Below are 18,489 nucleotides of genomic sequence, written 5' to 3'. Positions count from 1 at the left end.
TGGTTAAACCTTCTTCCTCTTGATGACAAACTTCGGAACTCAAAGAGCGTTATTCAATTAGATAAGGGTAGAATTCACTTCTACACCACCTATACCCATATCGGTAAATGTCCCTTGTAAAGATAAAGTAACATTTGTTTGGCTAGACACTATTGCAGTTGAACCATCTACGGTTGCAATCGAGCTATCCGCTGTCGCAATTGAACTTACTGCTGTCGCAGTGGTGCTGTCTACTGCTGTCGCAGTGGTGCCATCTACTGCTGTCGCAGTGGTGCCATCTACTGCTGTCGCAGTTGTGCCATCTACTGCTGTCGCAGTTGAGCCATCTATTGCTGTCGCAGTTGAGCCATCTATTGCTGTCGCAGTTGAGCCATCTATTGCTGTCGCAGTTGAGCCATCTATTGCTGTCGCAGTTGAGCCATCTATTGCTGTCGCAGTTGAGCTTGTTACACTTAAAATACTATATGTACTTACATCTAAAATACTATCTTGTTGAGTTAAGTCAATTATTGGAACAGCCCCAGCATCATCTATCGCTGTTGCAGTGGAGATATCTACCGCTGTCGCAGTGGAACCATCCGTGGTCAGAGTGTAACTATCTACCGCTGTCGCAATTGAACCATCGGTAGTGGTAGCAGTTGCACCTGTCGCTGTTGTTGCAGTTGCATCTGTCATTGTTGCAATTGAACCATCTGCAATTGTCGCAGTGGCATCTGTCGTTGTTGCAGTTGAACCATCTGCAATTGTCGCAGTGGCATCTGTCGTTGTTGCAGTTGAACCATCTGCAATTGTCGCAGTGGCATCTGTCGTTGTTGCAGTTGAACCATCTGCAATTGTCGCAGTGGCATCTGTCGTTGTTGCAGTTGAACCATCTGCAATTGTCGCAGTGGCAACTGTCGTCGTGGTTGCAGTTGAGCCATCTGTTGTCGTGGTTACACCTGTCGTCGTTGTGACAGTGGAACCATCTGTTGTCGTGGTTGCACCCGTCGTCGTTGTTGCAGTGGAACCATCTGTTGTCGTGGTTGCACCCGTCGTCGTTGTTGCAGTGGAACCATCTGTTGTCGTGGTTGCACCCGTCGTCGTTGTTGCAGTGGAACCATCTGTTGTCGTGGTTGCACCCGTCGTCGTTGTTGCAGTGGAACCATCTGTTGTCGTGGTTGCACCCGTCGTCGTTGTTGCAGTGGAACCATCTGTTGTCGTGGTTGCACCCGTCGTCGTTGTTGCAGTGGAACCATCTGTTGTCGTGGTTGCACCCGTCGTCGTTGTTGCAGTGGAACCATCTGTTGTCGTGGTTGCACCATCATTTCCTGAAGATAGAGTTCCTGAATCAATAGGAGTAACGGTAACTAATTGAGTTGCTGTAGCAGTAGCAACTGAATTTTCTACGCTGGAATAAGCCGTTACAGTTAATGCAAGGTTTGTTGTATCCGATAAATCTCCACTTACCATAATAGAAAGATCCTGCAATTGGCTGGCAGTAAGTGTGTAAGTACCATCCGCATTAGCCATCACCGCGGTTCCTCCAGAGCTTAGGGTTGCTCCAGAAGGTACATTACCAATGTTTACGGACAACGAATCTGTGGTATTTCCTGCGGGAAGTAAGGCAGTTATATCAAGAGGTATGGCGACACCTGCACTTCCAGTAGCCGTCTGTGTTTCTAAAATAGGAGTATCGGCAACGGGATTAACGGTTACGACTTGCGTTGCGGTCGCAGTGGCTACTGAGGTCCCGACCGTAGAGGTGGCAGTTATTTCTAAGGCCAGATCGGTGGTGGTGGCCAATTGTTCATTTACCGTAATAGCAAGATCCTGCAATTGGCTGGCAGTAAGTGTGTAAGTACCATCCGCATTAGCCGTTAGGGCGGTTCCTCCAGAGCTTAGTGTCGCTCCAGAAGGTACGTTACCAATGGTTACGGACAACACATCTGTGGTATTTCCTGCGGGAAGTAAGGCAGTTATATCAAGAGGTATGGCGGAGCCTTCATTCCCAGTAGCCGTCTGGGTTTCTAAAATAGGAGTATCGGCAACGGGATTAACGGTTACGACTTGCGTTGCGGTCGCAGTGGCTACTGAGGTCCCGACCGTAGAGGTGGCAGTTATTGCTAAGGCCAAATCGGTGGTGGTGGCCAATTGTCCATTTACCGTAATAGCAAGATCCTGCAATTGGTTGGCAGTAAGGGTGTAAGTACCATCCGCATTAGCCGTTAGGGCGGTTCCTCCAGAGCTTAGTGTAGCTCCTGAAGGTACATTACCAATGGTTACGGACAACACATCTGTGGTATTTCCTGCGGGAAGTAAGGCAGTTATATCAAGAGGTATGGCGGAGCCTTCATTCCCAGTAGCCGTCTGGGTTTCTAAAATAGGAGTATCGGCAACGGGATTAACGGTTACGACTTGCGTTGCGGTCGCAGTGGCTACTGAGGTCCCGACCGTAGAGGTGGCAGTTATTGCTAAGGCCAAATCGGTGGTGGTGGCCAATTGTCCATTTACCGTAATAGCAAGATCCTGCAATTGGTTGGCAGTAAGGGTGTAAGTACCATCCGCATTAGCCGTTAGGGCGGTTCCTCCAGAGCTTAGTGTAGCTCCTGAAGGTACATTACCAATGGTTACGGACAACACATCTGTGGTATTTCCTGCGGGAAGTAAGGCAGTTATATCAAGAGGTATGGCGGAGCCTTCATTCCCAGTAGCCGTCTGGGTTTCTAAAATAGGAGTATCGGCAACGGGATTAACGGTTACGACTTGCGTTGTCGTTGCAATTGCGACTGAAGCTCCAACAGAAGATTTAGCGGTTATTGCTAAAGTAAGATTGGTGGTCCTAGCCAATTGCTCATTTAGAGTAAGGGCAAGATTCTGCAATTGGCTTGCATTTACCGTATAAGTACCATCAGTATTAGCAACCAAATTAGTCCCTCCAGAACTTAGAGTCGCTCCAGAAGGAACATTGGCAATCTTTACTGACAGCACATCTGTAGTGTTTCCTGCGGGAAGTAAGGCACCTATATCAAGAGGTATGGCAGTACCTTCATTACCGGAGACCGGATGCGTTTCTAAGATAGGCGTATCGGCAACAGGTTTAATGGTTACAACTTGCGTTGCCGTCGCAGTAGCGACTGAAGTCCCGACAGTTGCTTTAGCGGTTATTGCTAAAGCAAGATTGGTGGTGCTGGATAATTGACCATTTAAGGTAAGGGCAAGATTCTTCAATTGGCTCGCATTCACAGTATAAGAACCATCCGTATTAGCGACCAAAGCAGTTCCTCCTGAACTTAGAGTCGCTCCCGAAGGAACATTGCCAATCTTTACTGACAGCACATCTGTAGTGTTTCCTGCGGGAAGCAATGCGCTTATATCAAGGGGTATGGCAGTGCCCTCATTTCCTGAAACCGAATGTGTAGCTAAGATAGGAGTATCGGCAACGGGATTGACGGTTACTACTTGGGTTGCTGTCGCCGTGGCTACTGAAGTTCCTACTGTTGATTTGGCAGTTATTGCTAAGGCAAGTTTGGCAGTTGTGGCTAATTGCCCATTTAAGGTAAGGGAAAGATTCTTCAGTTGGCTCGCACTGAGCGTATAAGTACCATCCGTATTAGCGACTAAAGCAATCCCTCCTGAACTTAGAGTAGCTCCAGAAGGTACATTGCCAATTTTTACTGACAGCACATCCGTGGTGTCTCCCACTGGAAGTTTGGCGCTTATATTAAGAGGTATGGCGGAACCTTCATTCCCAGTTACCGCTTGGGTACTTAAGATAGGAGCATCAGCAACAGGATTAACTCCAACCTTTATTGATTGGTGAATACTTGCGGATAAACCCTTGGGAGACGTAGATGTCGCAATTACATTAAGAGTCACAGAGCCAGACACTTGATTTAATCCAGATTTAAAAGTTAAACCTTTAATTTGTGCTGCAGTAAGCGTCCAACTACCATCCTGGTTGTGTGTCCCCGCAGATAAAGAAGCACCCGCTGGAACCCCAGTGATTTTATAGGATAATACGTCACCCGTATAACGTGTTGTAGCGCTTATATTTAATGGTATCGATGTATTTTCGTTTCCTCCAGGACTTGTTACATGTAATGAGGTAGGAGGAACTGGAACCGCAATAACAGGGACGTTGTAAGTATGAGTAGGTAATGCACTAACCTGTAAAGTACCGGCTTTTATTGCCTGTAATTGAGCTATATCCGCTACGGCCACAGTAATCGGTAATGTACTGGGAGTTGAATCATTAAGTACTACTCCAGCAGCTAATTTTAGTGTTTCAGGTCCATTTACCCCATTAAACCAGGTTGAGCCCTTAATTACTTGGGTACTTTCATTGGCTACGACATACTTAAGGGAACCATTGGCACTATTGTTCATAATTAACCAATAGTGTTGATCTTTAGCATCAATATCTGTTGCAGATAAAGTGCCTAGAGTCGCACCAGGAGCGCTTTCGCGAACTGAAGTTGGAGTAAATGAAACTTTAGGTGCTCCAAGATCTTGAGCCACGATTTTTATTTGCTCAAAACCTTTAACACTTAAAGGAATGGATGAAAATTTGAAAAAGCTGTTTGCTTCTGCTCCTGAAGCTACAGCCGCTTTAAAACCCAAAATATTATTTTTAAAATTCGCAGAAGTAAGTTGTCCATAGCTTACTTTTAGTTCTAAAACATCAATACCTTTACCTCCGTTATATATAGATGATCCTCCGTGGGCAATGGCATTTAAATTAGCCTCATAAGTCATCTTATCGGCACCGTTCCCTCCTTTTATAACAGAAGAACCAACACCAGCATCAACACTATTTTTATTATTCCCAAAATTGATAACGGTACTCCCTGTAGTTACGGAGTGTACGGAGTTAATGCCTTGGCCTAAGGTTACTGAAAAATTTGCGGCACTTAGTTGTACCATGCTATTCACTACATGGGCATATCCAAGATTCAAAGTGTTATTTCCGTTACCTGCTGTAATAACATCCTTGCCCGAAGAAGATAAAGCATTTATTAGATTATTACCATTTCCCATAAATAAGGTTTCATTGATGCCAGAAAGTGTGACCGAATTGTTGCCATTTCCTACAATTAGAAGATTGTTATTACCTAAAACTGAGAGAGTATCTTTGCCATTACCTACTGTAAGAATGTTATTATTTCCCATTAAGGAAACATTATTATTCCCATTTCCTATAAAACCTACCCCATTATTGGTATTGAGGGTTAAATTTAAATTCCCATTACCGTAAGAAGTTATTTTCTGCGCTAAAATTGATTCTTGATTACTATTGCGGATCGTCTTTAGTAGTAGAGCTAATGCTTCATTACTAGAGGAAGTAATAGTGGAAGCAGCCATGAGAACACCTAAACCATGCGGGCAAGGTTCTGAATTCCTCCATGACTTTAGTACCTGCGCGTTATTAAAACACCTGAACAAATCGATACTTTCAAGTAGCGGGAGTTTCACTTAACATATATGAATTAAGTATAGTAACTGGTTAAGTTTTATTCAAATCTATGGATGCAAAAAAATCCTTTTCCCGTGTTAAAATTACAAGGTAATAATCTTTATCTTTCCCTGAACGATTCCTCTTTGGCCTTAAATATGGGTTTAAGAATATAATCCAAAACACTTTTTTTCCCCGTTTTAATAAAAACATTGGCGGTCATACCAGGAATTATGGGTAATTTATGTTTATCGTTTCCTAAATAATTTTTATCGGTTTGTACACGTATCATATAGTAAGTTATTGATGGTGTTGCAGAGAATTTAGTGCTTGGTTCTTCAATTGCATCCGCGCTGATATAAGTAACCACTCCATTTAAACTGCCATAGACCGTATAATCATATGCTGTGATCTTAACTGATACCTTTTGTCCCGTATGAATAAAAGCGATATCTTTCGGCGTTACTTTTGCTTCAACAAGTAACTTATCTGACAAAGGAACAATTTCCAAAATATCTTCACCTGGACTAACAACTCCTCCCTCCGTTTTAATATTGATTTTTTTAACTACACCATAAACGAGGGATCTTAGTTGAGTACGCACCATTTTATCTTTTAAAGAAGCTAATGAATCAGTCAAACTCATTAACTCTGCTTTTTGCTGGTTAAGCTGAGTCCATGCAGTATTTTGATATTGGTTTTTTTTCTCTAATATTTTTTGTTGAATTTCTGCAATAATTTCTTGAGTGCGAATATATTCAGCTTTAGATGCATACCCTTTGATTGTTAATTTCTCATACATTTTAGTGTGCTCTTTCGCCAGATCTAAATATTGTTTTAAATTCTCTAATTCTGAATGAAGTGAATCGAGTTGGGTTTTAAATAAATAATTTTCTCTATCTACGAGATCAGGAGCATTTTCTTTCAACTCAGCAGAAAACTGAACACTTGGTTTACCATAAGCTTGTGCCGTTAGCCTGGCGACTGTGGCCGAAAGAGCAAGATATCGATGATAACCATTTTTATAATCTGCCTTGTACCGAGTATCATCAAGAGTTACTAGAATTTGGTTGGGACGAACTATTTCCCCTTCTTGAACCAAAATCTTATTAATAATTCCACCATCCAAGCTTTGGATAATTTTAACTTCTGATGAAGGAACAACTTTTCCCTCACCAATAACAACATCGTCTATCATTCCAAAATAAGACCAAATTATTCCCAAGATAATAAGCATTAAGACAATAAAAAGAATACTGTTCGCAACCATTGTTGTTTTCGATAACAACGCTGCTTTAGAGTCAGCAATAAAATCTTCATCTTCTGAAAAAAATTTTTTCTCTTTCCTCTTTTTCTTCAAAGCCATGTTTATTTACCTTCCTGATTGGGTATTGAAGATGAAAACGGTTGGGTTTGTTTTTGTTTCTCCAGTGCCTGTGCCTTTTGTAGAACTTCAATCACCTCATTTTTAGGCCCATCTAAAATAATATGGCCATTATCCATCATGATAAGACGGTCAACTAAAGGAAATAATGATACTTTATGGGTTACTAAGATAATGGTTTTACTTTCTTTAAGAGTTAATAAGCGCTGAATCGTTTCTTGTTCTGTGGCCATATCCATGGCACTGGTAGGCTCATCAAATAACCAGATCGGGGGATTAGATAGTAGCCCACGCGCCAGGGCAATAGATTGACGCTGTCCTCCAGATAAGCCTTCCCCTCTCTCGCCTACCATCATATCAAATCCTTCTGGATGGTGATTAACGAATCGGTCTACACCACCAAGATAACCTGCATTGATAATTGCTGCATCATCAGCCCAAGGCATTCCCATAGAAATATTGTCTCGGACTGTTCCATAGAATAGCATGCTATCTTGGGGGACAAAGCCCATGTTCTTTCTTAAATCAACAGGATCTAGTTGTTCAATGTTAATCCCATCTATATAAATATTTCCTTCTTTCGGTTGATATAAACCTAGAATTAAGCGTTGAATTGTACTTTTACCCGAACCAATACGGCCAATTATGGCTACCCGTTCCCCCGCCTTTATTTTAAAAGAAACGTGATCAAGGGCTAGGATCTGTTGACCAGGATATTGAAAACTAACTTTATCGAATTCTATGGTTCCTTCTATTTTAGGCAGGTGTAAAAAACGTTTATTTTCTGGACGCTCAACAGGCAATGACATTAAGTGATTCAGATTTTCCAAGGATAACCTGGCTTGCTGCAACCGGGTTAAAATTCCCGCCAATGAAGAAAGAGGAGCTAAAATTCTTCCCGCCAAAATATTTGTGGCGATTAAGCCACCTAATGTCATGCTTCCTTCCTCAATCATATAGACACCCAAGGCAATCATACCTACCGTAATAAACCCTTGACCATAATTGGTAATAGTGATTATCAAATTTGAGAAATAGCGCATTTTTAGTGAATCTCGGGCGGTCGTACCCACATATTGTTCCCATTTTTTTTGCATTTGTCCTTCAGCATTTAACGATTTAACTGTTTCAATAGCCGTTACTGTTTCCACTAATAATGCATGTTTTTGCATGGCTCCTTGCAAGGATTTTAATACCGCTTCACGCATAGGTTTCTCAATTATATAGGCAGCGAGTAAGATAAGCGGCACTATAATAAGGGGAATCAGTACAAGCCAGCTGCCTAAATACGCGATAAGTACAAAAAACAAAACCACAAAGGGTAAATCAATAATTGTAGTTAGTGTTGCGGAAGTAAAAAAATCGCGAAGCACTTCAAACTCTCGCAGATTATTTACAAAAGCACCGACCGAGTTGGGTTTGTTCATTAAGCGAATGCTTATTGCTTGTTGGAATAAAGTGCTTGCCATCACCACATCCGCCTTTTTTCCACTCACGTCAATTAAATAACCACGTAATAGTCTTAATATAAAATCAAAAAAATTAATCATCAAAACCCCAACAACGAGTACCCATAAAGTGACATAGGCATTGTTAGGAATGACTCGGTTATATACATTCATTATAAATAAGGGCATAACCAGATTGAAAATATTGACTATGAATGCCGCAACAACAACTTGCATGTAAATATAGCGATAACGGGATAAGGTACTCCAGAACCAGGAAAGCTTATCTATATTTTCTGTTGGTGCTGCTTCAGCTCGAGTTTCATATTTAAAAACGGGAGCAATAAAGATAGCTTGTCCAATATAACTTTCCTCCAAATCATCGAATGATTTTTGTTGAACCCCTCCTCCATGATCCGACAAAATGAGTTCGACTGTTTCAGAATCAATAATATTTTTTAAGATGCATGCCTGATCATTTTTTAAAAGCAACACAACCGGTAAAACTAATTTTGAAATATGCTGAAGGGATCGTTTCACTATGCGTGCTGAAAATCCAACTCGTTCCGCTGCACGTACAAATAAGGAGGGGGTAAATTTATTATTTTCCAGCGGTAATCCAGCACGAAGTACATCTGCAGACAACGGGCGATGATTTAGCATAGTTAAAATTACTAAACAATCTAATAATGGATCAGAGAATGTTTCGTTATTCTCATAAGACTTATCCATTCTCTTTTTTTCCTACTTAAGAGATGTCATATGTCTTATAGTTTAGCAGGTTAACGCAATAATAGGGGTTGTTGATCAATTGATGGGATTGAAGTTGTATCAAGTATTGGAGATTGGGAGGCAAATTTAACTCAGTAACATCCCAATCAACGCACAAATCGATTTTTTACTATAGAAACTTAGGTTGATGGCATGCATCATTACAATCTGTTTGGGTCTTTTCCACCTGAATAGTAACATGCTGAATATTAAATTCTTGACGTAACTGCTCAACCCACTCTGCTCTTAATGCATCTGAAAGTTCATTATCAGGCATATACAAATGAACTGACAGGGCATTTTCTTGAGTACTCATTGCCCAAATATGTAAATCATGAAATCCTTTCACGCCTTCTTTGCTCAATAAAAAATCGCTTACAGTAGTCCAAGAGATATTATCTGGAACACCATCAATAATTAATCTGAAACTACCTGCAAATAAAGCCCATGTACCTTTGAGTATGACTAATGCTATGAGTAAACCAACCACTGGATCTATCCATTGCCAACCCGTCCAATACAGCAAGGCTGCTGACAAAACAACACCTACGGAAACTAAGGCATCATAGAATAAATGTAAATAAGCGGCTCTAATATTCAAATCGTCGGAGCCACGTGCAAACAATAAGGCGGTAGCAGAATTAATGACAATACCTATCCCTGCAACAATCATGACAGAGAAAGCTTGAACCTCAGACGGTGAAAACAACTTATAGACCGCATCCGTGGCGATAATACCGCATGTAAAAACGAGCAAGATTCCATTTGCCAATGCGGAGAGTATGGAAATTTTTTTTAAGCCGTAGGTTGCTTTCATTGTAGGTGCGCGTTTCATAAGTACGGTAGCAATCCATGCTAAAACCAAACCTAAAACGTCGCCTAAGTTGTGAAACGCATCAGCCAATAAACTGGTCGAATTTGATAAATAAGCAAAAATAATTTGAATCAGTACAAAGATGCCATTCGCAACTATGGAAATAATAAAGGCTTTATCATAAGCCATGGGAGCATTCTTTGCTCCGTGATTGTGTTGGTGATGTGAACCACCATGAGAATGCGTGCTCATAATGTTCCTTCGTTTTTTTGATCTTCTTTTTTTTCTTCAGCATAATAGTTAATGCCAATTTTTATTCGATTACGTTCTTTTTGCTTACGCCATGCATTTGTATCACGTAACGAATATACACATCCACAATATTCTTGTTTATAAAACTCTTCACGCTTGGCAATTTCATACATGCGTTCTGAACCTCCATTTTTTCGCCAATTATAAGTCCAATATTCTAGGTTAGGGTATTTGCTTGCCGCACGAATTCCGCAATCATTAATTTGATTCATATCCTTCCAGCGTGATATTCCCAAAGAACTGCTAATTACGGGAAACTCATGCTCGTGAGCATATAATGCCGTACGCTCAAAACGCATATCAAAGCACATAGTACATCGTTTACCCCGCTCAGGTTCCCATTCTAGACCCTTCGCACGAGCAAACCAGTTATCCTTATCATAATCCGCATCAATAAATGGGATATTGTGCTTTTCTGCAAAACTAATATTTTCGTTTTTTCTAATTTCATATTCTTGAATAGGGTGAATATTCGGATTATAAAAAAAGATAGTAAAATTAATTTCCGAACTAATAAGCGCTTCCATGACCTCACCTGAACAAGGTGCACAACATGAGTGCAACAATAACTTGTCTGCATCATTAGGTAATTCCAGTCGCTCTCTTTGTATCATTTCTTTACATCCAACATGTTTATAAAATGGTGACGATAATATACTAACTCCGCAATAGAGTCTTTAATATCGTCTAGGGCAAGGTGTTTTGATTCTTTAACTACTCCATTTAATAATTCAGGTCGCCAACGAATAGCTAATTCTTTTAGTGTACTCACATCCAAATTTCGATAATGAAAAAATGCAGCAAGATCTGGCATGTATTTGTAAAGAAACCGCCTATCCTGACACACACTATTGCCACACATTGGTGATTTACCTTTATCTAGATACTGCTTTAAAAACTCGATGGTTAACTGCTCTGCTTGTGCTTCGCTAATTTGACTTTGTAAAACGCGATCAACTAAACCGGATTGTCCATGTTGCCGAGTATTCCAGGAATCCATGCCATCGAGCAGCATTTTAGCTTGAGAAATTGCAAAAACTGGACCTTCAGCAATAATATTTAAATGGGGGTCGGTCACCACAGTAGCAATTTCAATAATCCTATCTTTTTCAGGCTCAAGTCCTGTCATTTCCAAATCTATCCAAATTAAATTTTGATTATTTTTCATTTGTTTTCCAGGAGTTTAATATCAATTCTACACAAGCCACTCGTCTTTGATGTAGGGTGTGTTTAATTGCTTCACCCTTATACCCTTCAGCAATGATCGCTTGGCTATTCACTTTAGCACATTCAGAAAGCAAATAGCTCCATAATTTACTTTGGCGATATTCAATAGCCCGACCACAACCTGATGCATCTGCTTCACAGGCAATTAGCATATTATAGAAGAGTTGGGGACGACGAAATGCATCGCTCTGCTCCAAAATTTTTACTATCGTGCTCGCTTTCAATTCAAATAAGCGGTGGATGTTTAAATGAACGCGTGAAACCAAAATAGCCAGGGAACGATAGTCATTAGGAATTCGTAATCGAGAGCATAGAGTTTCTACAATGCTAACTCCCCGCTCTTCATGGCCATGGTGACTTGGCCAATTGTCCATAGGCGATAACGCTTTACCCAAATCATGCACTAATGCGGCAAATCGAATCACAGGATCTTCAGTTAAAGTTACTGCCGCTTGCAAGACCAATAAGGTGTGAACCCCACTATCTATTTCATGATGATAACGATATGGATTAGGGATGCCAAACAACCGATCAATTTCAGGTAAAATTACCCGCAATGCATCACAGGATCGTAAAGTAATTAAAAATTGTTCTGGGTTTTTTTCTCCTAAGCTTCTTTGCCATTCCTGCCAAACACGTTCAGGGACCAAATGAGCTAATTCACCTCGTTGAACCATGGTATACATCAATGAACGGGTTTCCTCGGCCAATTTAAAACCTAAATGATGAAAACGTGCTGCAAAACGGGCAATACGCAATACCCGTACTGGATCTTCAGCGAAGGCGGGAGATACATGACGGAGTATTTTTGCCTCTAAATCCTTCAACCCATGGTAGGGATCAATAAGCTGTCCTTGTTCATCTCGTGCCATTGCATTAATTGTTAAATCACGGCGTGCTAAATCTTCCTCTAAGGATACTGTTTTACTGAAATTACAGGAAAAACCATAATATCCAGGCGCAGATTTTCGTTCTGTTCGCGCCAAAGCATATTCTTCACGGGTTTCAGGATGCAAAAAAACAGGAAAATCTCGACCAACTTGTCTGAATCCTTTTTCCAATAACTCATGTGGCTCAGAGCCAACAACAACCCAATCACGTTCTTTTATTGGCAGATTCATTAATTCATCCCGTATAGCCCCACCCACTAAGTAGACTTTCATTAAATTTAATTTACCTTCATACTGTATGATTATTTAGCCTTAATTTTCGTCGAGCTAAGAATATTTTTAATAATTATATTATAGATTAGGACCATGAGTAAAAGACGTATTAGTAAACAACAAACTGCCCGTATTGAAAAGATTCAACAAAATTATCATGAGCACAAAAAAAATCATGACGATCTGGATGATGGCTTAGTTATTACTCGCTTTAGCAAACATGTTGAACTAGAAGACGCAAAGGGCAATCACATACGTTGTTCAATTAGGCCAAATCTAGAGACTTTGGTTGCGGGAGATAAGGTCATATGGCAATCAGAAGGAATTAACCAAGGAGTAGTAGTTAGCCTTTATCCTCGAAGTACTGTCTTGGCAAAACCAACCAGCTCGGGACTTGCAAAGCCCGTTGCTGCCAATATTACCCAACTCATTATTGTCATAGCACCCAAACCAGAAATATCCTGGGCGTTACTTGATAGCTATTTAGTTATGGCAGAAACACTTGGCTTAAAGGCAGTAATTCTATTAAATAAAACTGATTTACCCTGTGAACTTCTAAAAGAACAATTATTCATGGATTATGGACCACTAAATTATCCTATTGTGCTAACAAATAAAAACTCTACTGAGGGTTTGGAACAACTCAAACACATATTAAATCATCAAATCAACGTGTTCGTGGGCCAATCCGGAGTAGGTAAGTCCTCAATTATTTCAAGTATTTTGCCTCATGAACCTAACATTTCTATAAATGAAATTTCTGAACTATCCGAATTAGGAAGACATACAACCAGCAACTCACGATACTACCACTTGCTTAGCGGCGGTGCTTTAATCGACTCACCGGGAGTGAGAGAGTTTAGTTTATGGCATATAGATGCCGCTGAGATCGCACGTTGTTATCCCGAGTTTAGACCCTATTTATCACAATGCAAATTTCGAAATTGTACCCATAAAGATACGCCGCATTGCGCTATAATTAAGGCGAAGAAAGAGGGTTTAATTTCAGAAAAACGATATGAAAATTTCATCAGGCTTTGTGGTCAATACACCTAAAACTTACTGAGCTATTAAACATTCATACCAAGAACAAAATAAGCCTTCTGGTAGGATACCATCTTGTTCCTTACTCTCTTAGATGCTTTGCGACGTATAGATTTTGCATAACCATCTTGTTTTTCATTATGCAATTCATTGACTTTATCTGAGCCACTGTTCGCACTCAAATGTCTTGTATCTAAACAGGGTTATGCAACGGACAATTAATAAATTAGCTATATTGACCAATATAATCGAGAGGTCGACTACAATTCTTAGCGCTTTCTTTTTGTGCTATGCTTAAAATCGGTTGGCTTATATTAAATAAATAATTGCTTATTATATCCATTTTCCTCGGATCAAGAGTAAGCTGGTACAATTGATTTTTATAATCAATTATCAGTGATTGAACATCTTTTACTTCAGAGAACTTAAAAAATTCCATCTTATCCGCTTTTTGAGATATAGGAAAAAAGGATATTGAGGAACTTTCTATACCTTGACATAACATCGATATCTGCTTATTGATATGCTTACTGCAGTTAATAAGAAATCGAGATTTTGCTATGTCCAGATCACATAATTTAATTAATCTCAATAAATGGGTACGGTGATGTTCGCTCAGTCCATTGAGGAACTCAGTGAATAAGACATTAACCCGGAATTGCTTCATGAGCTCATTTTCATCTTGCGCATAAGTTTGAATTATGTCATCTAAAAATTGATTAGTCCGCGTCTTTACAGATTCATTATTTGTTTTAAAAATCAATAATGCATTAAACAAGCGTTCTGGTTCAAACCAATAAACTCCAAGTTCATTTAACTTACATTTTTGCACAAGCTCTAACCATCTAATCGATTGTGTATGGCGTGTAAAGCAGGAAAACCAGCCAGTATCTTTTTTTGTAGGACTAATAATATCACGGATGATCTCTTCATATGCTGCTTCTAAAGCTTTAGGTTTATTTGCTGCAACAAATGGCAACAACACCCCAAGAATTGCATAAGCCTGGGGAAATACCGCATTTTCTCTATCCCATAGACTCGATGTTTGACGCGGGCAGAGGATAGAAAGTTCAAATTGAGTGGTAAATAACGAAACAATAAGTTTGCAACAATTTATTAAAGCATCTTTTTTATCAAAGAGGACTTGGTATTCTTCGATCTCCTCAGATAATTCTTGGTAAACGGGTTCTAATTCTTTACTTGTGGCTTTTAAATCAGGACTATAGTTAAATAACCATTTACTTAATGTCTTTATTTCATAATCCAGATCAGAAAAATTCTTTGCAGTATGAAGTGCGATAAATAGATCCAATAAGTACTCTTCATTCTCCTTGTATTTAATTTTTGACCCATACAAGAAGTTCACATCCACGAGCTCATGTTCATATAAACGATGGAAAAAGTTCTTGATCTCTTTTTTGAATTCTGTAAATTCCCCTTTATGCGCTTGAAAAAAATAGTATCGCTCAACTAATTCCATTAAGTGAGGTAACAAGGCTATGGGCATACGACCATGAGCTCTTAAATTAACAAAAACCTTTTTACGCATTAGATCCCAAAAGTTTTTGAAAATTTCCGAATCAACGCTTACTTCCCTTTCCGTTTGCTTACATAATTTTAGACGCGCTAATTCATCTATTGTAACAACGCTTAATCTTTTATCTGATCTGTATGTCGATAATTCAAATTTCCATTTTTCTAAGTGTTTGCAAAAGCTTAGCTTCCTATATAAAGTATTATCGCCATAACCGAGATAAAAATTAAAGAGATTTACCGTTTCATTAAGCGACGAAAAATCATTTAAATCCTTTTCGTTGGTCAAAGTCGGTATCAATATTTTTAAATAATTAGTTTGTAACACTTGGCCCAGTTCTCGAGCTAAATCAATCCAATGTAGATTAATCGCTGAAGGATTAAGCATATAATCATCATCATCAATAATTGCTTCCCATCGAGTTTTATAACGGGCGAGAAGAAAAAGGAAATCATCCTGACTTAAAGTATCAGTTGGCTTGCATTTAGAAAAATGATCTACAAGGCATTCGCATAGCTTCTGATCACTTGGAGTGAGCGTGCTTTCCTTTTCTAGAGTTTCAATAAAATCCAAAATTCGTTGGACTAACATAAACTACGACCTATCCTTAAATAAATTAACTTAAACTAAAGTTAAATAAAAATCAATTATAAACCCCATGAGGAAGCGCGTAAGTGAAGGAAATTAAATAAAAAATTCAGACATGAATCTAAGTTCAAGTCATTCGTTGAGAAATGAACTTAGAGCTTCCAAGCACTATTCATGGATTTTATGGCAGATTTTCATTGTAGAAAAAAAAAGCGGCTTAAAGCCGCTTTCAAGAATAAAACCCTGGCGATGACCTACTTTCACATGAGGAAACCTCACACTATCATTGGCGCGGTCTCGTTTCACTTCTGAGTTCGAGATGGGATCAGGTGGTTCCAAGACGCTATGGTCGCCAGGAAAACTGTTTTTGCATAATGGGGGCTATTATACCCGAATTATGCGTTAGGTAAATAAAGAGGTGCACATTTTTTTGTAAGTGAGGTCAAAAACCTCACTTTGATACCTTTAAACTTGTATCTGGAGCTAAGAAATGAAGTAGCTCAGATTATATGGTCAAGACAATCAGCCAATTAGTACAAGTTAGCTTCACACATTACTGCGCTTCCACACCTTGCCTATCAACGTTGTAGTCTTCAACGGGCTTCAAGGGAAAACTCATCTTGAGGGAGGCTTCCCGCTTAGATGCTTTCAGCGGTTATCCCGTCCGAACTTAGCTACCCGGCAATGCCACTGGCGTGACAACCGGTACACCAGAGGTTCGTCCACTCCGGTCCTCTCGTACTAGGAGCAGCTCCTCTCAATTTTCCTACGCCCACGGCAGATAGGGACCGAACTGTCTCACGACGTTCTAAACCCAGCTCGCGTACCACTTTAAATGGCGAACAGCCATACCCTTGGGACCTGCTTCAGCCCCAGGATGTGATGAGCCGACATCGAGGTGCCAAACACCGCCGTCGATATGAACTCTTGGGCGGTATCAGCCTGTTATCCCCGGAGTACCTTTTATCCGTTGAGCGATGGCCCTTCCATACAGAACCACCGGATCACTAAGACCTACTTTCGTACCTGCTCGAGCCGTCGCTCTCGCAGTCAAGCACCCTTATGCCTTTACACTCTTGGTACGATGTCCGACCGTACCGAGGGTACCTTTGTGCTCCTCCGTTACTCTTTGGGAGGAGACCGCCCCAGTCAAACTACCCATCATACACTGTCCTCATCCCGGATTACGGGACCAAGTTAGAACCTCAATAACAACAGGGTGGTATTTCAAGGTCGGCTCCATGAGGACTAGCGTCCTCACTTCAAAGCCTCCCACCTATCCTACACAGTTATCATCAAAGTCCAGTGCAAAACTATAGTAAAGGTTCACGGGGTCTTTCCGTCTAGCCGCGGGTACACTGCATCTTCACAGCGATTTCAATTTCACTGAGTCTCGGGTGGAGACAGTGTGGCCATCGTTACGCCATTCGTGCAGGTCGGAACTTACCCGACAAGGAATTTCGCTACCTTAGGACCGTTATAGTTACGGCCGCCGTTTACCGGGGCTTCGATCAAGAGCTTCTCCGAAGATAACCCCATCAATTAACCTTCCGGCACCGGGCAGGCGTCACACCCTATACGTCTTCTTACGAATTTGCAGAGTGCTGTGTTTTTAATAAACAGTCGCAGCCACCTGGTCTCTGCGGCCCTCTTCAGCTCTGAAAGTAAATCTCATCACCAAAAAGGGCGTACCTTCTCCCGAAGTTACGGTACCATTTTGCCTAGTTCCTTCACCCGAGTTCTCTCAAGCGCCTTAGTATTCTCTACCTGTCCACCTGTGTCGGTTTGCGGTACGGTTTTCTATAAGTTATGGCTAGCAGCTTTTCCTGGAAGCCGGGCATCAATGACTTCGCTGTACACCGAAGTGTCAGCACCATGTCGCATCTCAGAGTTGATGGTAAACCGGATTTGCCTAGTCTACCCTCCTACATGCACATACCAGGACAACCAACGCCTGGCTCATCTAGCCTTCTTCGTCCCCACATCACCACTTATAAAAAGTCCAGGAATATTAACCTGGTTCCCATCGACTACGCTTTTCAGCCTCGCCTTAGGGGCCGACTCACCCTGCTCCGATTAACGTCGTGCAGGAAACCTGGGACTTCCGGCGTGAGGGCTTTTCACCCTCATTATCGTTACTCATGTCAGCATTCGCACTTCTGATACCTCCAGCAGACTTCTCAATCCACCTTCATCAGCCTACAGAACGCTCCCCTACCACGTGCACTTAGTGCACATCCGCAGCTTCGGTGACTAGTTTTAGCCCCGTTACATCTTCCGCGCAGGCCGACTCGACCAGTGAGCTATTACGCTTTCTTTAAAGGGTGGCTGCTTCTAAGCCAACCTCCTGGCTGTCTATGCCTTCCCACATCGTTTCCCACTTAACTAGCACTTTGGGACCTTAGCTGGCGGTCTGGGTTGTTTCCCTCTTCACGACGGACGTTAGCACCCGCCGTGTGTCTCCCGTGATTCAATTATCCGGTATTCGGAGTTTGCATCGGTTTGGTAAGCCATGACAGCCCCCTAGCCGAAACAGTGCTCTACCCCCAGTAATCATTCACGAGGCGCTACCTAAATAGCTTTCGGGGAGAACCAGCTATCTCCGGGCTTGATTAGCCTTTCACTCCTAGTCACACGTCATCCGATAATTTTTCAACATTACCCGGTTCGGACCTCCAGTTGGTGTTACCCAACCTTCATCCTGCACATGACTAGATCGCCCGGTTTCGGGTCTACTCCCAGCGACTCGCGCCCTATTCAGACTCGATTTCTC

The 18,489-nt window shown here is 41.1% G+C and carries 9 protein-coding genes and 2 rRNA genes (1 of these 11 running past the window's edge); 1 reads left to right on the top strand and 10 read right to left on the bottom strand.

Annotated elements, in window-relative coordinates; translation table 11 throughout:
- Nucleotides 1-57: 57 nt before the first annotated feature.
- The 7 genes from HBNCFIEN_RS01375 to HBNCFIEN_RS01345 form a co-directional block, all read right to left on the bottom strand.
- Nucleotides 58-5,340 (bottom strand): hypothetical protein, encoded by a 5,283-nt coding sequence (locus HBNCFIEN_RS01375; RefSeq protein WP_182392370.1) that lies wholly within the window; start codon nt 5,338-5,340, stop codon nt 58-60.
- Between the two features lie 212 nt (nt 5,341-5,552).
- The gene (locus tag HBNCFIEN_RS01370; protein ID WP_182392369.1) at nt 5,553-6,797 is read right to left on the bottom strand and encodes an HlyD family type I secretion periplasmic adaptor subunit; all 1,245 of its coding nucleotides are present in this window, start codon (nt 6,795-6,797) and stop codon (nt 5,553-5,555) included.
- A gap of 2 nt (nt 6,798-6,799) precedes the next feature.
- Nucleotides 6,800-8,995: a type I secretion system permease/ATPase gene (locus tag HBNCFIEN_RS01365; protein WP_182392368.1), complete on the bottom strand. Its 2,196-nt coding sequence runs from the start codon at nt 8,993-8,995 to the stop codon at nt 6,800-6,802.
- 169 nt (nt 8,996-9,164) lie between these two features.
- On the bottom strand, nt 9,165-10,100 hold the full coding sequence (locus HBNCFIEN_RS01360) for a cation diffusion facilitator family transporter (RefSeq protein ID WP_182392367.1): 936 nt from the start codon (nt 10,098-10,100) through the stop codon (nt 9,165-9,167).
- On the bottom strand, nt 10,097-10,774 hold the full coding sequence (locus tag HBNCFIEN_RS01355) for an epoxyqueuosine reductase QueH (RefSeq protein WP_182392366.1): 678 nt from the start codon (nt 10,772-10,774) through the stop codon (nt 10,097-10,099). Before HBNCFIEN_RS01355 ends, HBNCFIEN_RS01360 begins: the two co-directional genes overlap by 4 nt.
- Complete coding sequence (gene orn, locus HBNCFIEN_RS01350) at nt 10,771-11,328, bottom strand: oligoribonuclease (protein ID WP_182392365.1); 558 nt, start codon at nt 11,326-11,328, stop codon at nt 10,771-10,773. Before orn ends, HBNCFIEN_RS01355 begins: the two co-directional genes overlap by 4 nt.
- Nucleotides 11,318-12,550 carry a multifunctional CCA addition/repair protein gene (locus HBNCFIEN_RS01345; protein ID WP_182392364.1) on the bottom strand — a complete coding sequence of 411 codons (1,233 nt, stop codon included), beginning with the start codon at nt 12,548-12,550 and terminating at the stop codon, nt 11,318-11,320. Before HBNCFIEN_RS01345 ends, orn begins: the two co-directional genes overlap by 11 nt.
- Before the next feature lie 93 nt (nt 12,551-12,643).
- On the opposite strand from HBNCFIEN_RS01345, the gene rsgA reads away from it, so the two are divergent.
- The gene (rsgA, locus tag HBNCFIEN_RS01340) at nt 12,644-13,606 is read left to right on the top strand and encodes a small ribosomal subunit biogenesis GTPase RsgA (RefSeq protein WP_182392363.1); all 963 of its coding nucleotides are present in this window, start codon (nt 12,644-12,646) and stop codon (nt 13,604-13,606) included.
- A 214-nt stretch (nt 13,607-13,820) separates the two neighbouring features.
- On the opposite strand, the gene HBNCFIEN_RS01335 is transcribed toward rsgA, so the two are convergent.
- The 3 genes from HBNCFIEN_RS01335 to HBNCFIEN_RS01325 form a co-directional block, all read right to left on the bottom strand.
- Entirely contained in the window at nt 13,821-15,719 is a 1,899-nt protein-coding gene (locus tag HBNCFIEN_RS01335; RefSeq protein ID WP_182392362.1) for a hypothetical protein, read from the bottom strand.
- Between the two features lie 238 nt (nt 15,720-15,957).
- A 5S ribosomal RNA gene (gene rrf, locus HBNCFIEN_RS01330) occupies nt 15,958-16,073 on the bottom strand.
- A gap of 152 nt (nt 16,074-16,225) precedes the next feature.
- Nucleotides 16,226-18,489: ribosomal RNA gene (locus tag HBNCFIEN_RS01325) — 23S ribosomal RNA — on the bottom strand; it runs 633 nt beyond the window's last position.

Origin of the sequence: Legionella sp. PC997 (assembly GCF_014109825.1) — a bacterium.
In the GTDB taxonomy this organism is placed as follows: domain Bacteria; phylum Pseudomonadota; class Gammaproteobacteria; order Legionellales; family Legionellaceae; genus Legionella.
Note: the sequence above shows the minus strand (reverse complement) of the source record. Positions and strands in the feature narration are given on the sequence as shown.